The organism is Aquimarina rubra (genome assembly GCF_042684305.1).
Lineage (GTDB): Bacteria > Bacteroidota > Bacteroidia > Flavobacteriales > Flavobacteriaceae > Aquimarina > Aquimarina rubra.
Genome location: NZ_JBHULE010000008.1, coordinates 196,802 through 219,226 on the forward strand (window position 1 = coordinate 196,802; position 22,425 = coordinate 219,226).

General features: G+C 34.1%; 22 protein-coding genes. 7 read left to right on the forward strand and 15 right to left on the reverse strand.

What is annotated here, in order from left to right:
* The first annotated feature begins 26 nt into the window (after window positions 1-26).
* Both ACFSR1_RS05085 and ACFSR1_RS05090 read left to right on the forward strand, forming a co-directional pair.
* Window positions 27-851, forward strand: coding sequence for an alpha/beta hydrolase (locus ACFSR1_RS05085; RefSeq protein ID WP_378290268.1), 825 nt, complete (start codon window positions 27-29; stop codon window positions 849-851).
* Between the two features lie 159 nt (window positions 852-1,010).
* Complete coding sequence (locus ACFSR1_RS05090; RefSeq protein WP_378290270.1) at window positions 1,011-1,499, forward strand: C39 family peptidase; 489 nt, start codon at window positions 1,011-1,013, stop codon at window positions 1,497-1,499.
* 57 nt (window positions 1,500-1,556) lie between these two features.
* Here ACFSR1_RS05090 and ACFSR1_RS05095 read toward each other — a convergent pair whose 3' ends face one another.
* The 7 genes from ACFSR1_RS05095 to hutH form a co-directional block, all read right to left on the reverse strand.
* Complete coding sequence (locus tag ACFSR1_RS05095; RefSeq protein WP_378290271.1) at window positions 1,557-3,437, reverse strand: sensor histidine kinase; 1,881 nt, start codon at window positions 3,435-3,437, stop codon at window positions 1,557-1,559.
* Between the two features lie 445 nt (window positions 3,438-3,882).
* Window positions 3,883-4,398: a hypothetical protein gene (locus tag ACFSR1_RS05100; RefSeq protein ID WP_378290273.1), complete on the reverse strand. Its 516-nt coding sequence runs from the start codon at window positions 4,396-4,398 to the stop codon at window positions 3,883-3,885.
* Between the two features lie 59 nt (window positions 4,399-4,457).
* The gene (locus ACFSR1_RS05105) at window positions 4,458-5,093 is read right to left on the reverse strand and encodes a hypothetical protein (protein WP_378290275.1); all 636 of its coding nucleotides are present in this window, start codon (window positions 5,091-5,093) and stop codon (window positions 4,458-4,460) included.
* Between the two features lie 54 nt (window positions 5,094-5,147).
* Window positions 5,148-6,101, reverse strand: coding sequence for a formimidoylglutamase (gene hutG / locus ACFSR1_RS05110; protein WP_378290277.1), 954 nt, complete (start codon window positions 6,099-6,101; stop codon window positions 5,148-5,150).
* Window positions 6,102-6,150: 49 nt separating this feature from the next.
* The gene (locus ACFSR1_RS05115) at window positions 6,151-8,154 is read right to left on the reverse strand and encodes a urocanate hydratase (RefSeq protein ID WP_378290279.1); all 2,004 of its coding nucleotides are present in this window, start codon (window positions 8,152-8,154) and stop codon (window positions 6,151-6,153) included.
* Window positions 8,155-8,208: 54 nt separating this feature from the next.
* Complete coding sequence (gene hutI / locus ACFSR1_RS05120; RefSeq protein ID WP_378290281.1) at window positions 8,209-9,459, reverse strand: imidazolonepropionase; 1,251 nt, start codon at window positions 9,457-9,459, stop codon at window positions 8,209-8,211.
* Between the two features lie 2 nt (window positions 9,460-9,461).
* Window positions 9,462-11,042, reverse strand: coding sequence for a histidine ammonia-lyase (gene hutH / locus ACFSR1_RS05125; RefSeq protein WP_378290283.1), 1,581 nt, complete (start codon window positions 11,040-11,042; stop codon window positions 9,462-9,464).
* 84 nt (window positions 11,043-11,126) lie between these two features.
* Here hutH and ACFSR1_RS05130 point away from each other — a divergent pair, with 84 nt between their 5' ends.
* Window positions 11,127-12,005, forward strand: coding sequence for a LysR family transcriptional regulator (locus ACFSR1_RS05130; RefSeq protein ID WP_378290285.1), 879 nt, complete (start codon window positions 11,127-11,129; stop codon window positions 12,003-12,005).
* A 43-nt stretch (window positions 12,006-12,048) separates the two neighbouring features.
* Here ACFSR1_RS05130 and ACFSR1_RS05135 read toward each other — a convergent pair whose 3' ends face one another.
* The 5 genes from ACFSR1_RS05135 to ACFSR1_RS05155 form a co-directional block, all read right to left on the reverse strand.
* Window positions 12,049-12,417 (reverse strand): SnoaL-like domain-containing protein, encoded by a 369-nt coding sequence (locus ACFSR1_RS05135; RefSeq protein WP_378290287.1) that lies wholly within the window; start codon window positions 12,415-12,417, stop codon window positions 12,049-12,051.
* A 97-nt stretch (window positions 12,418-12,514) separates the two neighbouring features.
* The gene (locus tag ACFSR1_RS05140; RefSeq protein WP_378290289.1) at window positions 12,515-13,822 is read right to left on the reverse strand and encodes a cryptochrome/photolyase family protein; all 1,308 of its coding nucleotides are present in this window, start codon (window positions 13,820-13,822) and stop codon (window positions 12,515-12,517) included.
* A 1-nt stretch (window position 13,823) separates the two neighbouring features.
* Window positions 13,824-14,522 carry an SDR family NAD(P)-dependent oxidoreductase gene (locus ACFSR1_RS05145; protein WP_378290291.1) on the reverse strand — a complete coding sequence of 233 codons (699 nt, stop codon included), beginning with the start codon at window positions 14,520-14,522 and terminating at the stop codon, window positions 13,824-13,826.
* Window positions 14,523-14,531: 9 nt separating this feature from the next.
* Window positions 14,532-15,026, reverse strand: a complete 495-nt coding sequence (locus tag ACFSR1_RS05150) for an SRPBCC family protein (protein WP_378290293.1) — start codon at window positions 15,024-15,026, stop codon at window positions 14,532-14,534.
* Window positions 15,027-15,168: 142 nt separating this feature from the next.
* On the reverse strand, window positions 15,169-15,831 hold the full coding sequence (locus tag ACFSR1_RS05155) for an MIP/aquaporin family protein (RefSeq protein WP_378290295.1): 663 nt from the start codon (window positions 15,829-15,831) through the stop codon (window positions 15,169-15,171).
* Between the two features lie 120 nt (window positions 15,832-15,951).
* On the opposite strand from ACFSR1_RS05155, the gene ACFSR1_RS05160 reads away from it, so the two are divergent.
* The gene (locus ACFSR1_RS05160; protein WP_378290297.1) at window positions 15,952-16,791 is read left to right on the forward strand and encodes a DUF2911 domain-containing protein; all 840 of its coding nucleotides are present in this window, start codon (window positions 15,952-15,954) and stop codon (window positions 16,789-16,791) included.
* Between the two features lie 56 nt (window positions 16,792-16,847).
* On the opposite strand, the gene ACFSR1_RS05165 is transcribed toward ACFSR1_RS05160, so the two are convergent.
* The 3 genes from ACFSR1_RS05165 to ACFSR1_RS05175 form a co-directional block, all read right to left on the reverse strand.
* Entirely contained in the window at window positions 16,848-17,048 is a 201-nt protein-coding gene (locus tag ACFSR1_RS05165) for a helix-turn-helix transcriptional regulator (RefSeq protein WP_378290299.1), read from the reverse strand.
* Window positions 17,038-17,505 (reverse strand): hypothetical protein, encoded by a 468-nt coding sequence (locus ACFSR1_RS05170; protein ID WP_378290301.1) that lies wholly within the window; start codon window positions 17,503-17,505, stop codon window positions 17,038-17,040. The genes ACFSR1_RS05165 and ACFSR1_RS05170 overlap by 11 nt, the downstream gene beginning before the upstream one ends.
* Before the next feature lie 113 nt (window positions 17,506-17,618).
* A complete protein-coding gene (locus tag ACFSR1_RS05175) occupies window positions 17,619-18,599 on the reverse strand; it encodes a Gfo/Idh/MocA family protein (protein WP_378290303.1) in 981 nt (326 codons plus the stop codon).
* A 301-nt stretch (window positions 18,600-18,900) separates the two neighbouring features.
* Here ACFSR1_RS05175 and ACFSR1_RS05180 point away from each other — a divergent pair, with 301 nt between their 5' ends.
* The 3 genes from ACFSR1_RS05180 to ACFSR1_RS05190 all read left to right on the forward strand — a co-directional run bounded on the left by ACFSR1_RS05180 (window position 18,901) and on the right by ACFSR1_RS05190 (window position 22,410).
* Window positions 18,901-19,167 carry a hypothetical protein gene (locus tag ACFSR1_RS05180; protein WP_378290305.1) on the forward strand — a complete coding sequence of 89 codons (267 nt, stop codon included), beginning with the start codon at window positions 18,901-18,903 and terminating at the stop codon, window positions 19,165-19,167.
* A 303-nt stretch (window positions 19,168-19,470) separates the two neighbouring features.
* A complete protein-coding gene (fabG, locus tag ACFSR1_RS05185) occupies window positions 19,471-20,217 on the forward strand; it encodes a 3-oxoacyl-[acyl-carrier-protein] reductase (RefSeq protein ID WP_378291360.1) in 747 nt (248 codons plus the stop codon).
* 162 nt (window positions 20,218-20,379) lie between these two features.
* On the forward strand, window positions 20,380-22,410 hold the full coding sequence (locus ACFSR1_RS05190) for a VWA domain-containing protein (RefSeq protein WP_378290307.1): 2,031 nt from the start codon (window positions 20,380-20,382) through the stop codon (window positions 22,408-22,410).
* Window positions 22,411-22,425: the final 15 nt, after the last annotated feature.

A 22,425-nucleotide genomic window follows, 5' to 3' on the forward strand; every position in this document is an offset into this window, starting at 1 on the left:
GAATATTTTTATAGTATATTTAAACCATGCTACACCATGAATTCTTTTTTGATTATAAAAAACACAAACTCTTCGGACAATATTGGCTGCCTAAAGATTGTAAAACCATCATTTTGTTGGTACACGGTATGGGAGAGCATTCTTCACGATATGCTGATTATGTAATACCTGAGTTATTGGCAAAGCATATTGGTGTGATTACTTATGATAATTTCGGACACGGTAAGAGTAGTGGTAAAAGAGGCCATTGCCCGAGTTATAATGCGTTAATGGAGGTTGTAGATATAATGTATCTTAAAGCTAACGAAATTGCAAGCGATCTTCCAATTTTTCTATATGGTCATAGTATGGGAGGGAACCTGGTAATTAATTATATATTGAGAAGTAATCCTAAGATTGCAGGAGCTATTTTAACTAGCCCGTTTTTACGTTTAGCATTTCAGCCGCCTATTTGGAAAATGATGATGGGTAAGCTTTTTCAAAAAATAGCACCTTCAATTACATTACCTTCAGGGTTGGATGTAAACGCTATTTCCAGGGTACCGGAAGAAGTGGAGAAGTATAAAAATGATCCTTTAGTGCACGATAAAGTGAGTCCTAATTTCTCTTTACCAATAATAAAAGCTGGAGAACAGGCTATTACTAAGGCTTCTCAATTAGAAAATCCCATTTTGCTAATGCACGGAACAGCTGATCAAATAACCAGTTATACTGCGAGTCAGGAATTTGCAGGAATAACAAACTATGTTGATTTTGTTTCCTTTGATGGTGCATATCACGAGCTCCATAATGATCTTGAAAAAGAAAAACTTATTTCTGTTATTACTGCCTGGATTCAAGAAAGTTTTTAACGTTTTGATTATGTGTTGTTTGTAATTGATTGTTGTAAGTGTTTTCATACCATATTATTATTGCTATGGCGTTAATTTTTGTTTACTTTTAATAACAACAGGAACATGTTTCTGTCAACTACTACCAACTTTTAAATAAATACATAAAAAAACAGTATCATGAGTGAAGTAACAGACGCCAAAAGAAAAAAGACATCAGTACTTAATATTATACCGGAGCAACAGATTGGAGGAAACAACTGTTGGGCTGCAGCTTTGTCCATGGCATTACAGAGTTATGGGTTACATATGTCTGAGAAAAAACTAGATGAAATGTTCGAAGGGAATAATCAAGGGTTGGATTTATTTACCTTACAACCGCAAATAGCTTCTCATTTTGGATATGTTCGCACAGAATATAGAAGCCTGATTTTTGGAAATGATCCTAAATTAACCTTTAATGAGATACAAGGTCAGATTGATAGTGATCGACCTATTCTTATCGGAACACAAAATTATAGTGGTTTTGCAGCACATGCTTTATTAATCATTGGATATACTGATGATGACACAGTACTTATCATAGATCCTTGGGTAGGAGCAATGAAGGAGATGGAATACGAAGAATTAGGAAATTATTGGGTGGAGACTATAGTTTTTGATAAATAAAAGGGATGTCTTCCTTTAATTTCAAGCCAAGGATTTTTTTAAATTATGTATGTTGTATCAAGATTTATTATAGGGAATGGTAAAGTAGAAAATCGTACCCAAATCTTTTTTACTTTCTAACCAGATTTTGCCACCCAGCATTTGGGTGTAAGCCTTTGCAATCGATAATCCAATACCAGCTCCTTCAATAGCATAGTTGTTTTCTATATCAGCTTGTACAAACCTTTCAAAAATGGCTTTTTGTCGATCTTTTGCAATACCCATTCCAGTATCTTTAACATAAAACTGTAAGAATTCATCTTGTACTTCATAGCCAAATGAGACAGAGCCTTCTGGAGTGTATTTAAGAGCATTTTTAACCAGGTTGGTAAGAATAGCATTAAATTTTTCTTTATCTGTTTTAATTAATGCCATATCATCTGATAATCCGTTGCTAAAGGATAATTGTAGTTCTTTTCTATCCGCTTCAGGCTTAAAGAATTGATATAAATAGGTTACTTGCTCATTAATATTTACTTCAGAAAGAAAAACTTTTACTTGTCCCGACTCAATTTTAGAGATATCAATAATATCTCTAATGATGTTGAGCATACGGGCACCACTTTCTTCGATTAAACTGATATACAATTGTTGCTCATCTCCGGTTAATACAGGTTCTTTGAGTAACTCGGCAAAACCTAAAATTCCATTCATAGGGGTCCGAATCTCATGACTCATATTCGCAAGGAACGCCGATTTAAGCCGATCACTTTCCTCTGCTTTATCTTTCATTTTGTTTAACTCTATTTCATACAGTTTTAATTCGGTAATATCAGTAGTGGTACCTACGTATCCAATTACTTCTTTTTTCTCGTTATATTCCGGGATAGCTTGTCCTAATACCCACTTGATGGTGCCGTCTGGCCTTAGGAATCTATATTCTGCATGTGATGAATCACTTCTTTTAGCATCATCATACCATCCGGATTTCAGTTTTTTCCTATCTTCTGGATGTACTGCTTTAAGCCATCCATCATCCATCGCTTCTTGCTGCGATAAACCAGAAATTTCACACCACTTTTCATTAACAAACGTAGTTTTTCCATTTGCTTTGGTCATAAAAACACCTACCGGAGAAATATCCGTAAGGGTTTGGTATCGACTTTCGCTCAATTGAATGACCTTTTCAGCTTCTTCAAATTTTTGTCGATAGGTAAGAGAATGATATACATCTTTAAAGGTGGAATACGTATCTTCTGTAACTTCTCTTTGAACGTATTTAAGATAAATGGTAAATAATATTCCGTAATAAAAACTCATGGTTATTTTGGATACCAATCCTGAAATAAGGAAATTCATTATGTTGTCAGAATTCCAAAAACCAATAACGCTAAACAATACCGCATCAAAAACAAGGACAACCAACATTGTCAAAAACACTCTCAAAAACAGACTTCTGATATACTTGGAAACGTATTCGAATATAAAAATCAATAAAATTGAATCTACAAAAAGCAATAACGTTCCGTATACTAAAAGAAAAACGTTAGTATTGAAGAAGTCTGATAGCATTGTAAACGATACTTGATGCATGCTGGAATCCTCCAAATTGATTCCAAAAAGAAGGAGCAGGATAACAATCATTAGATTGGCCGTTACCAACGCATAAATGAGTCTTCTGGTAAGTAATGCATCTTCTTTTATATAGAATATCAATACGGTAAATAAAGTAACCGAGAACAACACAGAAGAACCGGGAGATACAGTAATACCATCAAATATTTCAAAATACATCGTGGTAGCGGTAAATACCTGAATAAATTGAAACATTCCTAAAGCGGTAAACAATAATCCGTTACCTGTTACTTTACGGAAATGAAATAAAATTAGAACCAAAAAGGAAACAACGAATCCTTGTAAAAGAAAAATTGATATTTGATAATAATTAATTGCTTCCATAGAACATTATTAACCACCTGTATCTTTCAATAGATGAATGATAGTATTTTTTCAGTAAAGGCCCGAAAGATGATCAATGTGTGTAAACCCGTTAAAGGAAATTTATTGTATCCGTATTTTCGAAGATACAAAAGTAATTAGATTTTAGTGACTTAAAAAATCTAAGTTTTATGTAATGAAGTTATGTAGTCAGTTTACTTAATGCTAACTTATAACTTAAAGCTGTTTTTTTATTTTAAGCTAAGAAATTGAGGCATTAATCGTAGATACAACTATCCGAGCTAAGTTAGAGATCATTTTGAGTGTATCATTGACCATAATGAGTGGTAACTAATGTATCAAGATCTCATAGTTGTGCCTAAGAATTATTTTTGAGATAAAGATCAATTTTTGAATTTTCTGAAATTAAACAAGAGAGACTTTTGTTAAGGTACCATTACAATGATCACTGTCTTTGGAGATATGTATATACAAAAAATAGCGTTGAGGCTAATAATGCACTAATGATAAAGAGTATAATCCTATTAGGATCCTTTTTAGTTTTGGTTGTCATTATTTTAAAAACTTGAATCATTTTTCTATGTTCAAAAATTAGTAATATTAGAAGAACAGATAAGAACACTATTGCGTTAACGGTTGCCCCAGTTTTTACTTGATAAAAAACATCAAACAATACAATGTTAATCATTACAGGAATTAACAATAATGCTCCTATGATTTTTGTTCGTTGAGATAATAGAAGCAATGCTCCTGAAACTTGTATAATCCCTATAATTATTGGCAATGTCTTTGTATACCCAAAGAAAGACCACATAAGCTCCATCCCAGTTAGTTCGCTAACAAGCTTATCTGGAAATCCATTTTTATTTCCAAACTGTAGTGGCTTAGCAGCTCCATAGACAAATATGAAAAACGCAACAAAATAACGTAGTGTACGCTCTAGAATCTTCTGAAAAGTCATAAAAGTGATTTAATTATCAGACGATCTGTCGGAAATATTGTTACAACATAAGTGATTTGCTATTTTTTCGAGATTTTTCTTCTCCAATAAATTACAAATAGTAAGGTAATAACAGAAGGTGTTAACCAAACCCATAAGGTACTGGAGTTTAAAGCAGCTAATAAGAAAGCAGTTACGGCAGCACCATAAGCACCCGACATCTTACCGATATGATTAGATAGGTAAGATGTTGAATTTGTTTTAAACGTTTTATAAAGCCTAATATCTCTTACGCTAGCCATAATACCAAAACCACCAAAAAAAAAGAATAGAGTGCTTTTTGGTATTTCCTGAATGCGATAATAAATACCTACCGACACCATGCCAATAAAGACTAATCCCATAACACTAGTGATTGCTATATCTGTAATTCCTAAAGTGTGTTTTTTCTTAAACCGAAGCACACGGTTACCTGAAATAACGAGATATATAGTAAAAATAGAGAGTAGATGTAGTAATAAGTTTTCGTGTTTGGGTAACAATGTAATAGGTATAGCAATCAAAGCGCTAATAAACATCGTGATCGAAAAAACAATGCCTGCTTTTCTGTGATAAAACCTTCCTTTTTTACCAATAACACTTATCAGTCCAGATAATAATGCAATTCCGCCGAAGAAAGCGTGAATATAAATAAGAATTAAAGCTGTTTGTTCCATTATTGATGGTGTAATATCTCATAAAGATAAATAAATGGGTAAACAGGAAAGAAATTATTCAGAAGAAATAAACTTCATAATGTAATAAGCCAATCTTGCCGCTAATCTGGCAGTACAATTGTCTAAATCATACTCGGGATTAAGCTCTACGATGTCAGAGCTTACTAATTTACCGGACTTACAGATTTGTTCAATAACTGCTAATGCAATATCTATAGAAAAACCAAATGGGGAAGGAGCGCTTACTCCGGGAGCAAATGCCGATGAGAAACCATCCATATCAATAGTAAGATACACGTTGTCTACTTGGTCAATGAAATTATCAAGTACTGTAAAAATATAATTCCTGTTTTGGATATTAAAATCAGTACTTTTGATATATTTTACACCTAACTGATGAGCTGTTTTAAACAATTCCTGATTATTGGATTCCTCTTGAATCCCTAAGCAAAGGTATTTGAAACGATCATTCTCTTTAGAGATTTGATAAAATGGTGTTCCTGAGTTTCCATTACTTTCTATCTTTCTTAAATCAAAATGTGCATCTAGGTTAATGATTCCTATAGAAGAATTCGGCAAGTATTCCTTAATTCCGTTATAATGTGCGTAAGCTAAATCATGACCTCCTCCTAAAACTATCGTAAAATATTTATATTTAAGTATTTGAGCTATTTTATTTGAAGTATAACTTTGGGTGTATTCTAAATCGTTTTTATTACAAATAATGTTTCCAATATCTACAATTTGTACGCTTTTATCCAAGTGATTTGACAATGATGCCATCATTTTCCTGATAGCATCCGGAGCTAATGCAGCACCGACTCTTCCTGAGTTTCTTCGAACTCCTTCATCACAGGCATAGCCTAAAATAGCAAAAGCCGTATTCTGATTTTCAATTAGTTCATCGTTTTCCAAATCAAGAAAAGTAACTTTTTCATGAAGATATAATTGATCCTCGGATGTTCGTCCTGCCCAAATATGTGTATCTGCTCTTTTGTAATTCTTCATTGGCAAAAATAATGCGTGTGTATAATATATTACACAGATGCGATTGTTGTTAAAATAAATTATCTAAGATGTTGTTTTCTATAATATTAGGAATGGTTACTTTAAGTTCTGGTGTACGTTCCATTTCTCTTTTAATCGCAAATATAGCTTCTTCATTTCTTGCCCAGCTTCTGCGAGAAATACCATTGTTTACGTCATAAAATAACATGTTTTTAAGACGTCTGGAAGCTTCATCAGATCCATCGAGTAATAATCCGAATCCTCCATTGATTACCTCTCCCCAGCCAACACCTCCACCGTTATGGATAGATACCCATGTTGCTCCTCTAAAACTATCACCGATTACGTTATGGATAGCCATATCAGCAGTAAATTTACTTCCATCATAAATGTTACTGGTTTCACGATAAGGAGAATCTGTTCCACTCACATCGTGATGATCTCTACCCAGGACAACGGGAGCTGATATATCTCCTGATTTAATAGCTTTATTAAACGTCTCAGCGATCTTTATTCTTCCTTCGCTATCTGCATATAGAATTCTGGCTTGAGAGCCTACAACAAGCTTATTTTGCTTAGCCTCTTCGATCCATGTAATATTATCCTGCATTTGCTGCTGAATTTCTTCTGGAGCAGTGGCTTTTATTTCTTGCATCACCTTTACGGCGATTTGATCTGTTGTGTCTAAGTCTTCAGGGTTACCTGAGGTACATACCCATCTAAATGGCCCAAAACCGTAATCAAAGCACATAGGTCCCAAGATATCCTGTACGTAGGATGGATATCTAAAATCAATTCCGTTTTCAGCCATTACATCGGCTCCTGCCCGCGATGCTTCTAAAAGAAACGCATTCCCGTAGTCAAAGAAGTATGTGCCTTTTGCAGTATGTTTATTGATAGCACTAGCATGTCTTCTAAGGGATTCCTGAACTTTTGTTTTGAAAGTATTAGGGTCGTGGGCTATCATTTTGTTTGACTCTTCATAGCTCAAACCAACAGGATAATAACCACCGGACCAGGGATTATGCAAAGATGTTTGATCAGATCCGAGATGTATATAAATGTTTTCGTCATAAAACCGTTCCCAAACATCTACAATATTTCCTTTAAAAGCTATGGAAACCACTTCTGTATTCTGAATTGCTTCTTTCACTCGATTGACTAAGCTATCTAACTTGTCAATAATTTCGTCTACCCAACCTTGTTCATATCGTTTTTGTGCTGCATCCGGATTTACTTCTGCACAAACAGTGATGCATTTGGCAATATTGCCTGCTTTAGGCTGTGCACCACTCATTCCTCCTAAACCAGCGGTTAGAAAAATCTTACCCGCTGAGTTTTCTCCTGATTTTAATGTTTTTCTGAAGGCATTCATAACCGTAATGGTTGTTCCGTGAACGATACCTTGTGGACCAATATACATATAGCTGCCTGCAGTCATTTGTCCGTATTGGGTAACTCCAAGTGCATTATATTTTTCCCAGTCATCCGGTTTGGAGTAGTTTGGAATCATCATTCCATTAGTTACTACTACTCTAGGCGCTTCTTTTGATGATGGAAATAATCCCATGGGATGACCTGAATACATATGCAGCGTCTGATCTTCTGTCATTGTAGCCAGGTAATGCATAGTAAGTAAATATTGTGCCCAATTTTGAAATACTGCTCCGTTTCCACCATAGGTGATTAACTCATATGGGTGTTGTGCTACCGCGGGATCCAGATTGTTTTGTATCATAAGCATAATTCCAGCCGCTTGCTGGGTGTTCGCAGGATATTCGTTTATGGGTCTTGCATACATTTCATAATCAGGCCTAAATCGATACATGTAAATTCTTCCATATTCCTGAAGTTCTTCAAGAAATTCTTTGGCTAATTCCTGGTGCCAGTCGGTTGGAAAATATCTCAAAGCATTTCTAAGAGCCAGTTTCTTTTCGTCAATAGATAATATTTGCTTTCGTTTTGGGGCTCTGCTTATCTTTGGGTTCAAATGCTTTTTTGGAGGAAGCGTTTTGGGGATACCTGCGACTATTTGTTTTTTGAAAGTTGTCATATTGTATGCTGTAATTTCTAATCACATTGGTGATTATTGAAATGTTATTTTAATTTAATGTTCCGAGTGCACTGCATCTCCACGTTTCCAGACTTGTGAAGGAGTTAGTTTACCTTGATGATATAGAATTTCATTATAATGATCTGTAGAAAAAAGGCAAAAATCCGCTAACATTTTGGGAGCCAGTTTACCACGATCCTCTAATTTCAAGGCTGCTGCAGCTCTGTGTGTAATTCCAGCTAATACTTCTGCATTACTAAGTTTCTGAAAAGTTCCTAAAATACAAGCTTGTGTCAATAAATCTCCCATCGGAGCCGATCCCGGATTCCAGTCGCTGGCAATCGCCAGAGCACCTCCTGCATCTAGAATTCTTCTTGCTGGAGTGAAATCACATCCTAAGCCTATAGAAGCTCCTGGTAGTGCAACAGATATAACATCACTTTCTGCGAGCATCCTGATTTCTTTATCCGTACTAGCTTCGAGGTGATCAGCACTTATTGCATTGATTTTTACTGCTATTTCACTACCTCCCGGAGTAAACTGATCCGCGTGAACCGTGATATCAAATCCCTTTTCTATAGCTTTTTTGAAATAAGGTTCTATATCTTCTTTAGAAAATGCACTTTGCTCCACAAAAGCATCAATTCTATTAGCTAGATTTTCTTCTTTTAGTAGAGGAAATAGCGTTGATGCCATTTCATCGAGGTATTGCCGATGATTTCCATCATAATCTTTGGGTAGCATATGAGCAGCTAAACAAGTAGCGATGAGATCTGATTCTAAATGTAAGTTAGCTTCTTTTATTGCTCTTAACATCTTAAGTTCTTCTTTTATAGAAAGTCCATAACCACTTTTTACTTCTACAGTGGTGATTCCATTTTTAAGAAGATGATTGGCTCTTTTTACAACAGAGTGACACAGTTGTTCTTGACTGGCAGTTCTTGTTTTGGATACAGTGTCCCAAATTCCTCCTCCTGATTTTGCAATTTCCAGATAGGATTTACCCGAGTTGCGCATGGCATAATCATTGGCTCTTGAACCAGAGAAACAAATATGAGTATGTGCATCAATAAATCCCGGAAGACAAACGTAGTCCGATTGTAATTCTATGATTTCTGCTTCAAGACTTTTGGCGATTTCTTTCAAATCCGTATAATTTCCAATAGAATGAATATGTTCGCCTTCGGTTAGAATTCCTGCATTAAGAAGTATAGGAAGTTGTTCATCTTTTAAAGCACCTTTTAGTGGTAATCCATTCATGGATATGAGTTGTGTGATAGGACCAATAAGCTTGTACTTTGTCATAATTAATAGATTTCAAATTGGGTGGAGAATTTGGTTTCTAAAGATAAATTCTCCTTGTTGGCTACATTATTTGCTAATGTTATGATCGTTTTATTTTTAATAATATCAATCCCCTTATTTATATCATCCGCAAAAACACGATCTTTTTCAGCAAAAGGAACCTCTTTGCGTATAGTTTTATGAATCTCATCCAGAATAACACCTGATTTCATAGGTTTTCTAAATTCAAAAGCTTGCGCTGCTGTCAAAAGTTCTATCGCTAATATTTTTTCTACATTTTCAATTACTCTTAAAGCTTTTCTACCTCCAATGGATCCCATACTCACATGATCTTCTTGTCCAAGAGATGTTGGAATACTATCTGCACTGGAAGGGAAACACAGTCCTTTATTCTCGCTCGCTAATGCAGCGGTGGTGTATTGTAAAATCATATAACCGGAATTAATACCGGTGTCTTCCATTAATAATTTAGGAACTCCTGGAGAGTTACCTTCTAATGCCAAGTATATTCTTCGATCTGAAATATTACCAACTTCAGAAGCTGCAAGACAAGCATAGTCTATTGCCATAGCCAATGGTTGTCCATGAAAACTTCCACCACTTATAGTGAGTTCTTCATCAATGATAATAGGATTGTCTGTAACAGAATTTAATTCGATTTCTACTAATTCTTTAAGATGAAGCCAAGCATTTCTGGAAGCTCCGTGTACTTGAGGAATACATCGCAGTGAATACGGATCCTGAACACGATCACAATCAATATGATCTTCCATGATTTCAGATCCTTTTAGTAAAGATTTTACTCTGGAAGCTACATGAACATTTCCTTTGAATGGGCGTAATTCGTGTAATTCATTATAAAAAGGTTTTACAGAGCCTTGTAATCCTTCTATCATCATGGCTCCTATGATATCCGCTTGCGAAAGACAACTATGTAGCTTTTCTACGACTTTTACAGCGTGCGCCGCTATAAACTGTGTTCCATTGATTAAAGCAAGGCCTTCTTTTGGGCCAAGATCTAAAGAAGTCAGTCCTGTCTCTTTAAATAAAGCAGAAGTAGCTATCTCATTGTCATTGTATATAACTTTCCCCAAACCAATTAAAGGCAGAAACAGATGGGAGAGTGGTGCTAAATCACCTGAAGCACCTACTGATCCTTGAGAAGGAACCACAGGAATCACATCATTGTCAATATGCCAAAGTATACGATCCAATGTGCTTTCGGCAATACCAGAATATCCTTTGGATAAAGACTGGAGTTTAAGGATCAGCATGAGTTTGGCGATTTCCTGATCAATAGGATCACCCACACCCACACTGTGACTTTGTAAAATATTAGATTGAAGTATTTTGGTTTCTTCTTTTGAGATCATAGTCGTACATAAAGGACCAAAACCAGTATTGATACCGTATACCGGATGACCTTTGTCTACGATATTTTCGACAACCTGACGGCTTTTTCTGATCTTTTCTCTGGAGGTTTCAGAAATAATTCCTTTGATTTCTCCGGATGCTATTTTAATAGCAATACCACTGGTAAGATAATCCTCTCCGAATCGAAATTGTGATGATATTTTAGACATTATATGTTATTCATATTTGTGTACACTAAGATAATGTGTATTTTTAATACTTATAAATACTAATTTTGTCAATAATTAATAACTATGAGTTATCAGTTAGAATTACGTCACTTTACTTATTTTTTGGCTGTAGCCGAAGAGTTACACTTCAGAAAAGCAGCAGAACGTTTGTTTATTTCGCAACCTGGTCTTAGTAGGCAAATCAAACAAATGGAAGAGATTATAGGGGCTGAATTGTTTATTAGAAACAAAAGAAATGTTAGCTTGACGGTAGCGGGTGAATATCTCAAAAAGGAAATTGCCTATATATTTAACCATATTGATTTTACCATAAAACAGACAGCACTAATTGATAAAGGAAGTGAAGGAGAAGTTAGAATAGGTTTTTTAGGCTCTGCTATTCAAACGGTAATTCCAGATCTTTTGGTACAGGTTGACAAAGCATATCCCAAAATACAATTTAGCCTCGAAGAAATGTCTAATTACGATCAGGTTAAAGCAATTGTAAGCGATGAATTGGATATCGGTTTTGTGAGATTAGCCAGGGTACCAGATGGTTTACGTATTAAAGCAGTACAAACCGACACTTTTTCTCTAGTTCTGCCAAAGAATCACTTTTTAAATAAGCATAACTTTAAAACCATAGCGCAAGTTTCCTCAGAGCATTTTGTTCTATTTTCTTCAGACTATAGTTCGATATATTACGATAAGATAATGAGCATCTGTGAGGATAAAGGTTTTACACCCATAGTTTCCCATAAATCCGTTCACGCTCAAACAATTTTTAAACTTGTAGAAAGTGGGTTAGGGGTTGCGATTGTTCCTACCTCTTTGCAATATGGTTTTGATCTTAACGTAAAGTTTTTAGAAATTCCAAATATACCTCAAAGGGCAGAGCTCTCTGTCATCTGGAAAGAAGACAATCGAAATCCGGCTTTAGAAAAGGTGAGAAGATTTTTTTAATTATCAAAAATCAGGCTAATAATCAGCCTGATTTTTTGTTTTTCTATTGTGGAGGCATCGAATAAAAGAATTGCTCTTCTACTATTTTACCATTATTCACATTGTAAATGGCTAACTCTTCCATCTGCATGCGTCCTTGTCCTTTAAAAGTGCAATCCATTGTCATTTTACAAGTAAAATGATTTTCTGCAACTACAGGATCAGAAATTTCTCCTCCATGGAATTCCTCTACACTAGCATACCAATCTTGACTTTTTTTGGTTACAGCATCTTTTCCGGAAACGATAGCATTTGGTGCTCCTGGCATTTCTTTACTAACCACATTGTCAGCATATAGTTCTTTTAAGGCTTGCATATTTTCCCCTTTACGGCAGAGTTCCACTAAACGATTGGCTACTTCTTGTGTATTCATCGGATTGAAGTTTATTGATTTATAATTGATTTGCAATGCTTTTAAATTACAAAAAACTTCAGTTTCTAATTTTAAAGAAATGTTATAATTTTAGTGATTAAGCAACAGCTTCTTTGTAGACTTTAAGACAACGTTCTCTCGCTTCCTTATGATCCACTATCTTTTGGGGATAGTCTTTTGTATCAAACTCTTCTACCCAGGTTTTGATATAAGTTTTGTTTTTGTCAAATTTTTCAATTTGTGTAGTTGGATTAAAAATTCTGAAATAAGGAGCTGCATCCACACCTGAACCAGCTGCCCATTGCCAATTACCAACGTTAGCAGACATGTCGTAATCCAATAATTTTTCGGCAAAATAGGCTTCGCCCCAACGCCAATCAATCAATAAATGTTTGCATAAAAAACTAGCAACCAACATTCTTACCCGATTGTGCATGTAACCTGTTTTATTAAGTTGACGCATTCCTGCATCTACTAGCGGATAACCGGTTTTACCATTTTTCCAAGCATCAAACTCTTTTTCGTTATTGCGCCATTCTATACGATCATACTTGGATCGGAATGCTTTATCCTTAGTATGTGGAAAATGCCAAAGAATTTGCATAAAAAATTCACGCCAAATCAATTCTGACCAAAAAACTTCATTTTCTTCGGCAATTGCTTTTTTGATCATTTTGCGAATACTCACAGTGCCAAATCGTAAATGAGGACCTAACCTAGATGTTCCATTCTCTTTGGCAGGAAAATTTCGTGTATCTTCGTAATTGTCAATAAGCGTAGGGGTAACTATGTATTCAGGTACTTCTGTTGAAGATTTTTCAAACCCCATGTCGGATAACGACAGGTTTGGTAATCTTGTATTCTTGATCAAATTATCAATATGTTGACTCGTGTAATGAATTTTTAGTTTTGATTCGTCAAAAATCTCTTTCCACTTATTTTTATAAGGTGTGTATACAACATAAGGGTCACCATCCGATTTTACTACTTCGTTTTTTTCAAAGATTACTTGATCTTTAAAGGTTTTAAATTCAATAGAGTTTTCTTTCAGTAGTTTTTCTATGGATGCATCTCTTTGCTTTGCGTAAGGTTCATAATCTCGATTAGTATATACCTTTTCTATGTCATAATCTTTGATCAAATCTCTAAATATTGCTGTAGGTTTACCGTGAAAAAAAGCGATAGAGCTATCATTGTTTTCTTGTAATTCCTTTCTCATATTTTGTAAGGTATCGTAAATAAAAGACAACCTAGCATCGTTTTTCGGTAGCTTGTCTAAAATCTCACTATCAAAAATAAAAACAGGTAATACTTGTCTATCATCTTTAAGTGCTTCAAGAAATCCAATATTATCGTCGAGCCTCAAATCTCTTCTGAACCAAAATATATTTACTTTTTGAGACATCTTAATTGATATTTAAGGTAGACATACCTCCATCAACGCCTAATACTTGTCCTGTAATCCAACTACTGTCATCACTTAATAAAAATTTAGCGATGTTAGCAATATCTTCGGCTTCTCCAACACGTTTAAGAGGATGACGCTCATCCATTTTTTCTCGTTTTTTTTCATTTCCTAAAAGTCTTTCAGCTAATGGTGTATCTGTTAGTGAAGGAGCGATCACGTTAACTCTAAATTTTGGCGCATACTCAGCAGCTAAAGCTTTTGCGAAACCTTCTATAGCACCTTTGGCAGCGGCAACACTAGTATGAAAAGGCATACCTACTTTAACAGCAACGGTGCTAAAGAAGATTAGACTAGCTTGTTCTGATTTTTTTAATTGTGGTAGTATAGAATGCATGATTTTTATTAAGAACATAAAATTAATCTGCATATCTTCCTGAAAAGAATCAGGACTCAGCATCTTAAAGGGTTTCAAGTTAATACTTCCGGGGCAGTATACGAAACCATCCAATTGATCAGGAAGTTTTGAAGTGTCGATTTCGTCTGTTGACGCATCATATGGAATGTGTGTAACCTCTAGATTGCCTAGATTTTCAGAAGTTCGTGAAGCTATAAATATATTATGGTCTTCATATGTTTTTAATGCAATTTCGAATCCTATACCGTGGCTACCACCAATAAGTAAAATATTTTTTCTCATTTTTTGTAATTAAACCAATTCAACTTGTTTTTCTTTTTGACTTTTAAAGTCACCAAATAACTCTATTAACTTTTTTTCTCTGTAATCAAATATTTCTTTCAGCTTGGGTTTTACCAAAAAAGGATGTACGAGCTGTCCTAAAATTCCAAAAGGTACTTTGTAATCTATAATATCCTCCATTTCTACACCTCCCGGAATTTCTTTAATGAAATGTTTGTGGTGCCAAAGCGCATATGGACCAAACCGTTGCTCATCTACAAAATACTCTTTGTCTGCAGTATGAGTAATTTCGGTAACCCATTTAGTTTTAATGCCGGCTACAGGAGTAACAATGTATTGGATAATTTGTCCAGCATACATTTTTCTATCTGCACCAGATAAAATTTTAAACCCCATATAATCTGGTGTAATTGTCTTTAAGTTTCTTGGATCCGATAAAAAATCCCAGGCTTCCTGAAGAGAAATTGGAAGTTTTTGTTTTGCCTGTAATGTATATATTTTCATTTTGTACCTCTTTTTCAGGATAAAGGTACAATCATTTTGTTTAATCTTTAAGAGATAAATGTTAAACAAAAAATAAAATTAGAAATTATTTAGCCGCGATGTTTTGTTTACTAATATATAAATAAACAATCTCACAAGGTGTCTAACATTCTTTACAGCAGTTATCTGCTTTGATAAGTTTACAAGTCATTACAGCTAATATCGCTCCAACAACTGGTGCAGTCATGTACAACCATTGATGTTCCCAATGACCAGATAATAAAGCAGGTCCCAGAGATCTTGCGGGATTCATAGAAGCATTTGTCATAGGTCCGGCAAACATAGCTTCAAGGAGGACAACGCCACCAATCGCTATTCCGGCCATCATACCTACTTCTTTTGATCCAGTTGATACATTGATGATGACTAACATTAAAAAATAAGTAAGGAGTAATTCTAAAATAAACGCCCGGAGATCATCAAATGAAGGTAATGTGCCGCCTAGAAATTCACTATCAGGAAACAGAAAGAGTAAAATGCTACTGGCCGCAATTGCCCCAATGCATTGTGCTATAATATATTTAGGAACCTCTTTCCATTCAAATTTTTTAGCATATGCAAAAGCAATCGTAACTGCCGGGTTAAAATGTGCTCCCGAAATATCGCCAAAGGCATAAATCATCGCCATAACTATCAATCCCCAAGTGGCAGCAATACCAACGTGAGTAACATCTCCTCCAGTTACTTCGTTTATCGTCATGGCTCCAGTACCGCAAAATACCATGGTAAATGTGCCTATAATCTCTGATATATATTTACGTCTCATACAATTTGAAATGATGGCAAATATAGCATTACTTATTTTAAGTTTTTGTTAACTCTTAATGCAGGCGTAATTGTTAATTTCGTTATCAGTAAACTAATTAATAGACTAAATATAAACACAATGAAAAAGATCATCTTATTCGTATCGGCTGCCCTCATCTCTTTAGGAATTGAAGCCCAAGTAAAAACCCCACAACCTAGTCCTTTTTCTAAAATAGAGCAAGTGGTTGGATTAACAGATGTTTCTATAGAATATTCTCGTCCAAGTATGAAAGGACGTGCTATTTTTGGAAACCTAGTTCCTTTTGATAAATTATGGAGAACAGGAGCTAATAAAAACACTCAAATTACTTTCAGTGATGATGTTAAAATAGGAGATGCTGAACTTAAAAAAGGAACGTATGCTATTTTTACAAAACCAGGAAAAGAAAGCTGGGAAGTAATTTTCTATAGTGATGCAAGTAACTGGGGAACACCAAGAGAGTGGGATGATAGTAAGGTAGCTGGAAAAGTTACAGTAAAGCCTACCAAAATTCCAATGAATGTAGAGACTTTTACGATTATGTTAAGTGATTTTACAATGAATAGTGCGCATATCAATATCTTATGGGAAAATACTGAGGTTGCTTTTAAATTAGAGGTTCCTACTAAGAAAAAAGCAATGGCTAGTATCGAAAAAGCTATGGCGGGTCCATCTGCTAACGATCACTATCAGGCTGCTGTTTTTTATAAAGACGTAGAAGAATATGCGAAAGCTAAAGAGCATATCGAAAAAGCTGTTGCAGGTAGAGCAGATGCATTTTGGTATCACAGACAACATTCTTTAATCTTAGCTAAAACTGGAGATAAAGATGGGGCAATAAAAGCAGCTAAGACTTCTTTAAAACTTGCAGAAGAGGCTAAAAATGCCGATTATGTAAAGTTAAACAAAGACTCCCTTGCAGAGTGGGGAGCTAAATAAACACTCTTTTTTTTCACACAAATTGAAAGCGCTCTCATTTTAGAGCGCTTTTTTGTTTAGTCATCTTTTTCTAAAAAGAAAATTTCCTCAACCGGTTTATTAAATAGTTTAGCAATCTTTAATGATAGCACAGTAGAAGGAACATATTTGTTTTTCTCCATTGCATTAATTGTCTGTCTGCTTACGCCAATTTTTTCTGCCAAATCTGCTTGAGTAAGATCATGAATGGCTCTTTCAATTTTTATCTTATTCTTCATGATCGGGTTTTTTATAAACTACATAGTTAAATCGTAAAATAAATATCATTAGAGGAGTGAACATATTATAAATTAAGACATGCATATATCTTATATCGTATATAAAAATAGTAGCAAATAATAAAATAGAATAATTTACTACAACAGCCCATCCCAAAGAATCTAATCGCGTTTTTGAAATAAATTCATCTTCAATTTTTTCTTTGGAGAAGCTTACTAATAGACCACCAATGATAATAAGAATCACTATGATTTCATCTAAAATACTATTCTCAATGATTCTTAAAAAACCATTATTTTCCTTAAAGAAAGAATCATAATGGAATAATGAGATCACTTTGGTCTTAATTAGGTTGGATTCATAATCATTAAAGGAAAGTAATATTCCTGAGATAATACCAGTAAAGAGTAATGCCCAGCCAGGCCTTTTAAATTTGTTTGATAATAAGTATTTCATCTTGTTCGATTTTTGATTAATAAATCAAATGTAAATAATTTTTTACTAAAAGTAAATTTTATTTTACATTTTGTAAAATGACTCATACTTTAATATAGTTTTTGTGATATTAATTATTCATAATGCAAATCAATCTTATCCCTAACAGCATCCAGTAAACGAATTAATTGTAGACTTTTGTCAAAAGTCATTATGGTACTTTCTGTATTTCCTTGCGCTAGCATTTCCTGGACATGTATGGCCTCATAACTATATCCATTGGTAGTAACCGGAAATTCATATAATTTTGAAATTCCATCACTAGTGATAGTAACAGAAGAAGGTTCGTGAAATCGACTATGAATAATAATGGTTCCTTTTTCTAATTCGATAATAGCCTCAATATTTGTTTTTTCTGTAATCGAAGAGTATAAAGATGCTTGAATATTATTCTTATAGAAGAGTAACATAGTACAATTCTCATCGATGCCACTTTCATTAAATTTAGCATTCGCTTCGATTTTATCAGGATATCCTAATATACTTAATGCAGCAAATAATGGATAGATTCCTACGTCTAGTAAACTTCCTCCACCAAGTTTTTTGTTGAACACTCTATTTTCAGGATCGTAGGTGCTGGCAAAACCAAAATCGGCTTTCAAGCTTTTTACTTTGCCAAGTTCATTAGATTTTATAACATTTATAACGTGCTTATAATGAGGCAAGAAATACGTCCATAAAGCTTCCATTAAAAAAATATCATTATTTTTTGCCATAGCAATCATCTCTTCTACCTGTTTTGTATTCATGGCAAAAGGTTTCTCACAAAGCACTGCTTTTTTATGACTAAGGCACAGTAACGTGTTTTCGAAGTGAAAAACGTGAGGAGTTGCGATGTAGATAATATGTATATCAGGATTTGTTGCAAGTTCTTGGTAACTTCCATAACAGCTATAGACGTTATATGTTTTTCCAAATTCTTTGGCTTTTTTTAGATCTCTACTTGCTACCGCATATAATGTTGCATTTGGGATTGTTTTGATATCTTCTGCAAACTTATGTGCAATTTTACCACAACCAATAATGCCCCAGTTATATTGTTTTCTACTATCCATTGATTTTTTTATAAAATACGATTTAATATGGTAAATATTTTAAGGGTATTTTCCCTTTTTTGTGTTTTTGTTGTTTTTGTTTTCTGAATTTTATTTATAATTTAATGACAAATGTTTTATGAATCGTTTAAATATTTAACATAAATATAAAACATGTGCGGATATTAGCTGTTTTTTTTGATGGGTAATTAATTATTGGTAAATTTAAGATACTCACTTTTAAAACCAAACCATTATGAAAAATCAAACTACCCCAAAGGAATCTAGAAACCATCAGACGCATACATTGAGACTGAGCCGCATGAAAAATGAGCTCTCTGCTATGCTTACTGAGCTACATTCTTATCGTTGTGAACCCTGTACTCCTGATATGCACAAAGAATTTTTAGAACTGGATGACAGCGGACGCAGATTAAAGAAAACAATCGGTAAGGCATCAGAATTATTAAAAGACTCAGTGCAGTTTACAAAAGAAATTGGTGATGAAATTTTCGGAGTAATGAAAAGGTATCATAAATTTCAAAAGAATCTATCCATATATATGTCAGAAGCTATTGTTCATCATTAATTTATTGATCAATAGATATGTCATAAAAAAGCCTCGATTTAGAATCATCGAGGCTTTGTTATGATCTGTGCTTTCCAGAAAAGTTTTTTTTGATTAACCATCACGTATTCAGCTTTCTAATGGAGTGAAAATACTTTTAATTGATTTTGCTAATAATATCGATACGATGCTAGTATATAAAACCTTGCAGAAATCAAAAGGTTTATTGTTGTTGACCTATTAGTAATTCTTATATTTGAAAACATAAAATCATACGTGCCATAAATAAGTGGTATGTCATACCAAAAAAATATTATAGAGCGAATGAATCTCTTACAAGGTAAAACTGCCATTATCACAGGTGCAACTCGTGGTATTGGAAAAGGAATAGCACAGGTTTTTGCAAAACAAGGTGCAAATGTGGCATTTACATACAGTTCTTCAGTAGATGCGGCAAAAGATTTAGAAAAAGAATTGAATGGTTTAGGAGTTAAAGCGAAAGCTTATCAAAGTAATGCAGCTAGTTTTGAAGAATCCGAAAGTTTAGTAAAGGACGTTTTGGAAACCTTCGGAAGCATCGATATTCTGGTTAATAATGCGGGTATCACTAAAGATAATTTATTGATGAGAATGAGCGAAGAAGATTTTGATAAAGTTATCGAAGTTAATCTTAAAAGCGTTTTCAATATGACCAAAGCGGTACAAAGAACGATGCTTAAGCAACGAAACGGAAGTATCATTAATATGAGTTCGGTGGTTGGAGTAAAAGGAAATGCCGGTCAGGCAAATTATGCTGCTTCTAAAGCTGGTATCATTGGTTTTTCTAAATCAGTAGCCTTAGAATTGGGCTCTAGAAACATACGTAGTAATGTAATTGCTCCTGGCTTTATTGAAACCGAAATGACAGGCAAACTAGATGAGAAAGTGGTAGATGAATGGAGAAAAGCAATACCACTAAAACGTGGCGGATCTCCAGAAGATATAGCCAATGCTTGTTTGTTTTTAGCAAGTGATCTCAGTGCATATGTAACCGGACAGGTGTTGAATGTTGATGGGGGAATGCTTACCTAAAATTGGATTCTCGAACTAGGATTAACGATTTTCGAATAGTTTTTTAATAAGTTTAAGACCTTTTTAATTAAATGTGATTATTTTCAGGATTGTAATTGATGATCTTAAAAATTTGGAAAGTCAATAGTGTAATCTGAATATTTTACATCGTAATTAACAAGAATGCAGACACAAAATATAGGATTGATCATTGCAGCAGTAATAATTTCGTTAGTTATTGCGCTATTTCAATATATGTATAAAGCAAAGAATAGGACCAAAAGGAATCTATTGTTCGCTTTTTTGCGTTTTCTTAGTGTATTTGCATTATTAGTTTTATTAATTAATCCCACATTTAAGAAAAATATATATTATTCAGAAAAACCTTCCTTGGTAGTTGCAGTAGATAACTCTTCTTCAATAAAACATCTTGGTCAGGATCAGCGACTATCGCAGTTTGTAAACCAGATTCAAACTAATGAAGATCTTAATGAACGATTTGATATAAAATATTATTCTTTCTCAGATGATGTAAAGGATACGTTACGTCTAAAATTTGATCAAAAACAAACTAACATTTCCAAAGTGTTGGATAATTTGGATCAGGTTTATAAAAATTCCAATGCACCAACCATATTGATTACGGATGGAAATCAAACGTATGGTAGAGATTATCAATATAGGAGTAATGTTTATAAACAGCAGATTTATCCTATAATAACCGGAGATACCACAAAGGTTACTGATACTAAAATTCAACAACTAAACGTGAACCGTTATGCGTATCTTAAAAATAAGTTTCCGGTAGAAGTAATTCTCACCTATTCCGGTACTAAAGATGTTAACACAAGGTTGGAAATAAAATCAGGTCGAAATACTATATACTCAGCACCGGTTTCTTTTTCCAAGGAAAATAATTCTAAAGTAATCAACTTTACACTAGCAGCAAGTAATGCAGGTGTTCTAAAGTATAGTGCAAAATTAGTTCCCTTAGAAGGAGAAAAAAATACAATCAATAACAGTAAAGATTTTGCCGTAGAAGTAATCGATCAAAAAACCAATATATTATTAGTTAGTGATATCTTACATCCGGATCTTGGAGCGATTAGAAAAAGTGTTGAGAGTAATGAAAGAAGAAGTCTTAGCATTGCTAAACCATCAGAGGTTAAAGACATAGAAGAATACCAACTTGTTATTCTATACCAACCTAGTGCTCGGTTTAGTGGTGTTTATGAAAAGTTGAAAAATTCTAGAAAGAATCACTTTACGATAACAGGTTCTAAAACCGATTGGGTGTTTCTTAATAGAATTCAGAGTAAATATCGACAAGAGATTACTAGGCAAACGGAGTATTATTTACCAAGATTTAATTCCAATTACGGAACATTTTTGTTAGAAGATATAGGTTTTGATGGATATCCACCATTAATCGGTACATTTGGGGAGATACGGATAAATTCGTCCTTTGATGTTTTACTGCAAAGAAATGTGGATAATATAAAGACAGAAGAGCCACTGTTAACTACGGTTGAAGAGAATGGAATACGAGAAGCAATATTATTCGGAGAAGGTATTTGGCGCTGGAGAGCACAAAATTATTTAGACAATAAGAATTTTGAAAGTTTTGATGATTTCTTCGGAAAACTACTTCAGTATTTAGCCTCTAACAAACGTAAAAGTAGATTAAATACCATATCAGAATCTTTTTACTACGGTAACGCCAGTATCAAAATTAAAGCTGAGTATTTTACCAAAAACTATGAATTTGATCGCAGAGGAAGCCTAAAAATAGTGGTTAGGAATAAAGATTCAGAAACCTCTCAGACCATACCTATGCTATTAAAAAATAATACTTATGAAGCTGATCTTAGTAATCTATCTTCAGGTAATTATGATTATACAGTTTCTGTAGCGGGAGAAAATATATCACGCTCCGGTAGTTTTAGTATTTTAGATTATGATGTAGAGCAACAATTACTGAATGCTGATGTAACAAAACTTAGACAAGTAGCGACTAATACGAAAGGAAAAGCTTATTTTTTGGATCAAAATGATATCCTGGTTAAGGATCTCATTGAGGATCAGAGGTATCAGCCAATCCAAAAGAGCAAAGAAAATATCGTATCTTTAATAGATTGGAAATATCTTTTAGCAATTATCATATTTTTACTAGCAGTGGAGTGGTTTATGCGAAAATATAATGGGCTTATATAAAATTTAAAAACTAAA

Coding starts and splice junctions, on each gene's coding strand:
- ACFSR1_RS05085 (WP_378290268.1), top strand. CDS start 27: ATGCTACACCATGAATTCTTTTTTGATTATAAAAAACACAAACTCTTC.
- ACFSR1_RS05090 (WP_378290270.1), top strand. CDS start 1,011: ATGAGTGAAGTAACAGACGCCAAAAGAAAAAAGACATCAGTACTTAAT.
- ACFSR1_RS05095 (WP_378290271.1), bottom strand. CDS start 3,437: ATGGAAGCAATTAATTATTATCAAATATCAATTTTTCTTTTACAAGGA.
- ACFSR1_RS05100 (WP_378290273.1), bottom strand. CDS start 4,398: ATGACTTTTCAGAAGATTCTAGAGCGTACACTACGTTATTTTGTTGCG.
- ACFSR1_RS05105 (WP_378290275.1), bottom strand. CDS start 5,093: ATGGAACAAACAGCTTTAATTCTTATTTATATTCACGCTTTCTTCGGC.
- hutG (WP_378290277.1), bottom strand. CDS start 6,101: ATGAAGAATTACAAAAGAGCAGATACACATATTTGGGCAGGACGAACA.
- ACFSR1_RS05115 (WP_378290279.1), bottom strand. CDS start 8,154: ATGACAACTTTCAAAAAACAAATAGTCGCAGGTATCCCCAAAACGCTT.
- hutI (WP_378290281.1), bottom strand. CDS start 9,459: ATGACAAAGTACAAGCTTATTGGTCCTATCACACAACTCATATCCATG.
- hutH (WP_378290283.1), bottom strand. CDS start 11,042: ATGTCTAAAATATCATCACAATTTCGATTCGGAGAGGATTATCTTACC.
- ACFSR1_RS05130 (WP_378290285.1), top strand. CDS start 11,127: ATGAGTTATCAGTTAGAATTACGTCACTTTACTTATTTTTTGGCTGTA.
- ACFSR1_RS05135 (WP_378290287.1), bottom strand. CDS start 12,417: ATGAATACACAAGAAGTAGCCAATCGTTTAGTGGAACTCTGCCGTAAA.
- ACFSR1_RS05140 (WP_378290289.1), bottom strand. CDS start 13,822: ATGTCTCAAAAAGTAAATATATTTTGGTTCAGAAGAGATTTGAGGCTC.
- ACFSR1_RS05145 (WP_378290291.1), bottom strand. CDS start 14,522: ATGAGAAAAAATATTTTACTTATTGGTGGTAGCCACGGTATAGGATTC.
- ACFSR1_RS05150 (WP_378290293.1), bottom strand. CDS start 15,026: ATGAAAATATATACATTACAGGCAAAACAAAAACTTCCAATTTCTCTT.
- ACFSR1_RS05155 (WP_378290295.1), bottom strand. CDS start 15,831: ATGAGACGTAAATATATATCAGAGATTATAGGCACATTTACCATGGTA.
- ACFSR1_RS05160 (WP_378290297.1), top strand. CDS start 15,952: ATGAAAAAGATCATCTTATTCGTATCGGCTGCCCTCATCTCTTTAGGA.
- ACFSR1_RS05165 (WP_378290299.1), bottom strand. CDS start 17,048: ATGAAGAATAAGATAAAAATTGAAAGAGCCATTCATGATCTTACTCAA.
- ACFSR1_RS05170 (WP_378290301.1), bottom strand. CDS start 17,505: ATGAAATACTTATTATCAAACAAATTTAAAAGGCCTGGCTGGGCATTA.
- ACFSR1_RS05175 (WP_378290303.1), bottom strand. CDS start 18,599: ATGGATAGTAGAAAACAATATAACTGGGGCATTATTGGTTGTGGTAAA.
- ACFSR1_RS05180 (WP_378290305.1), top strand. CDS start 18,901: ATGAAAAATGAGCTCTCTGCTATGCTTACTGAGCTACATTCTTATCGT.
- fabG (WP_378291360.1), top strand. CDS start 19,471: ATGAATCTCTTACAAGGTAAAACTGCCATTATCACAGGTGCAACTCGT.
- ACFSR1_RS05190 (WP_378290307.1), top strand. CDS start 20,380: ATGCAGACACAAAATATAGGATTGATCATTGCAGCAGTAATAATTTCG.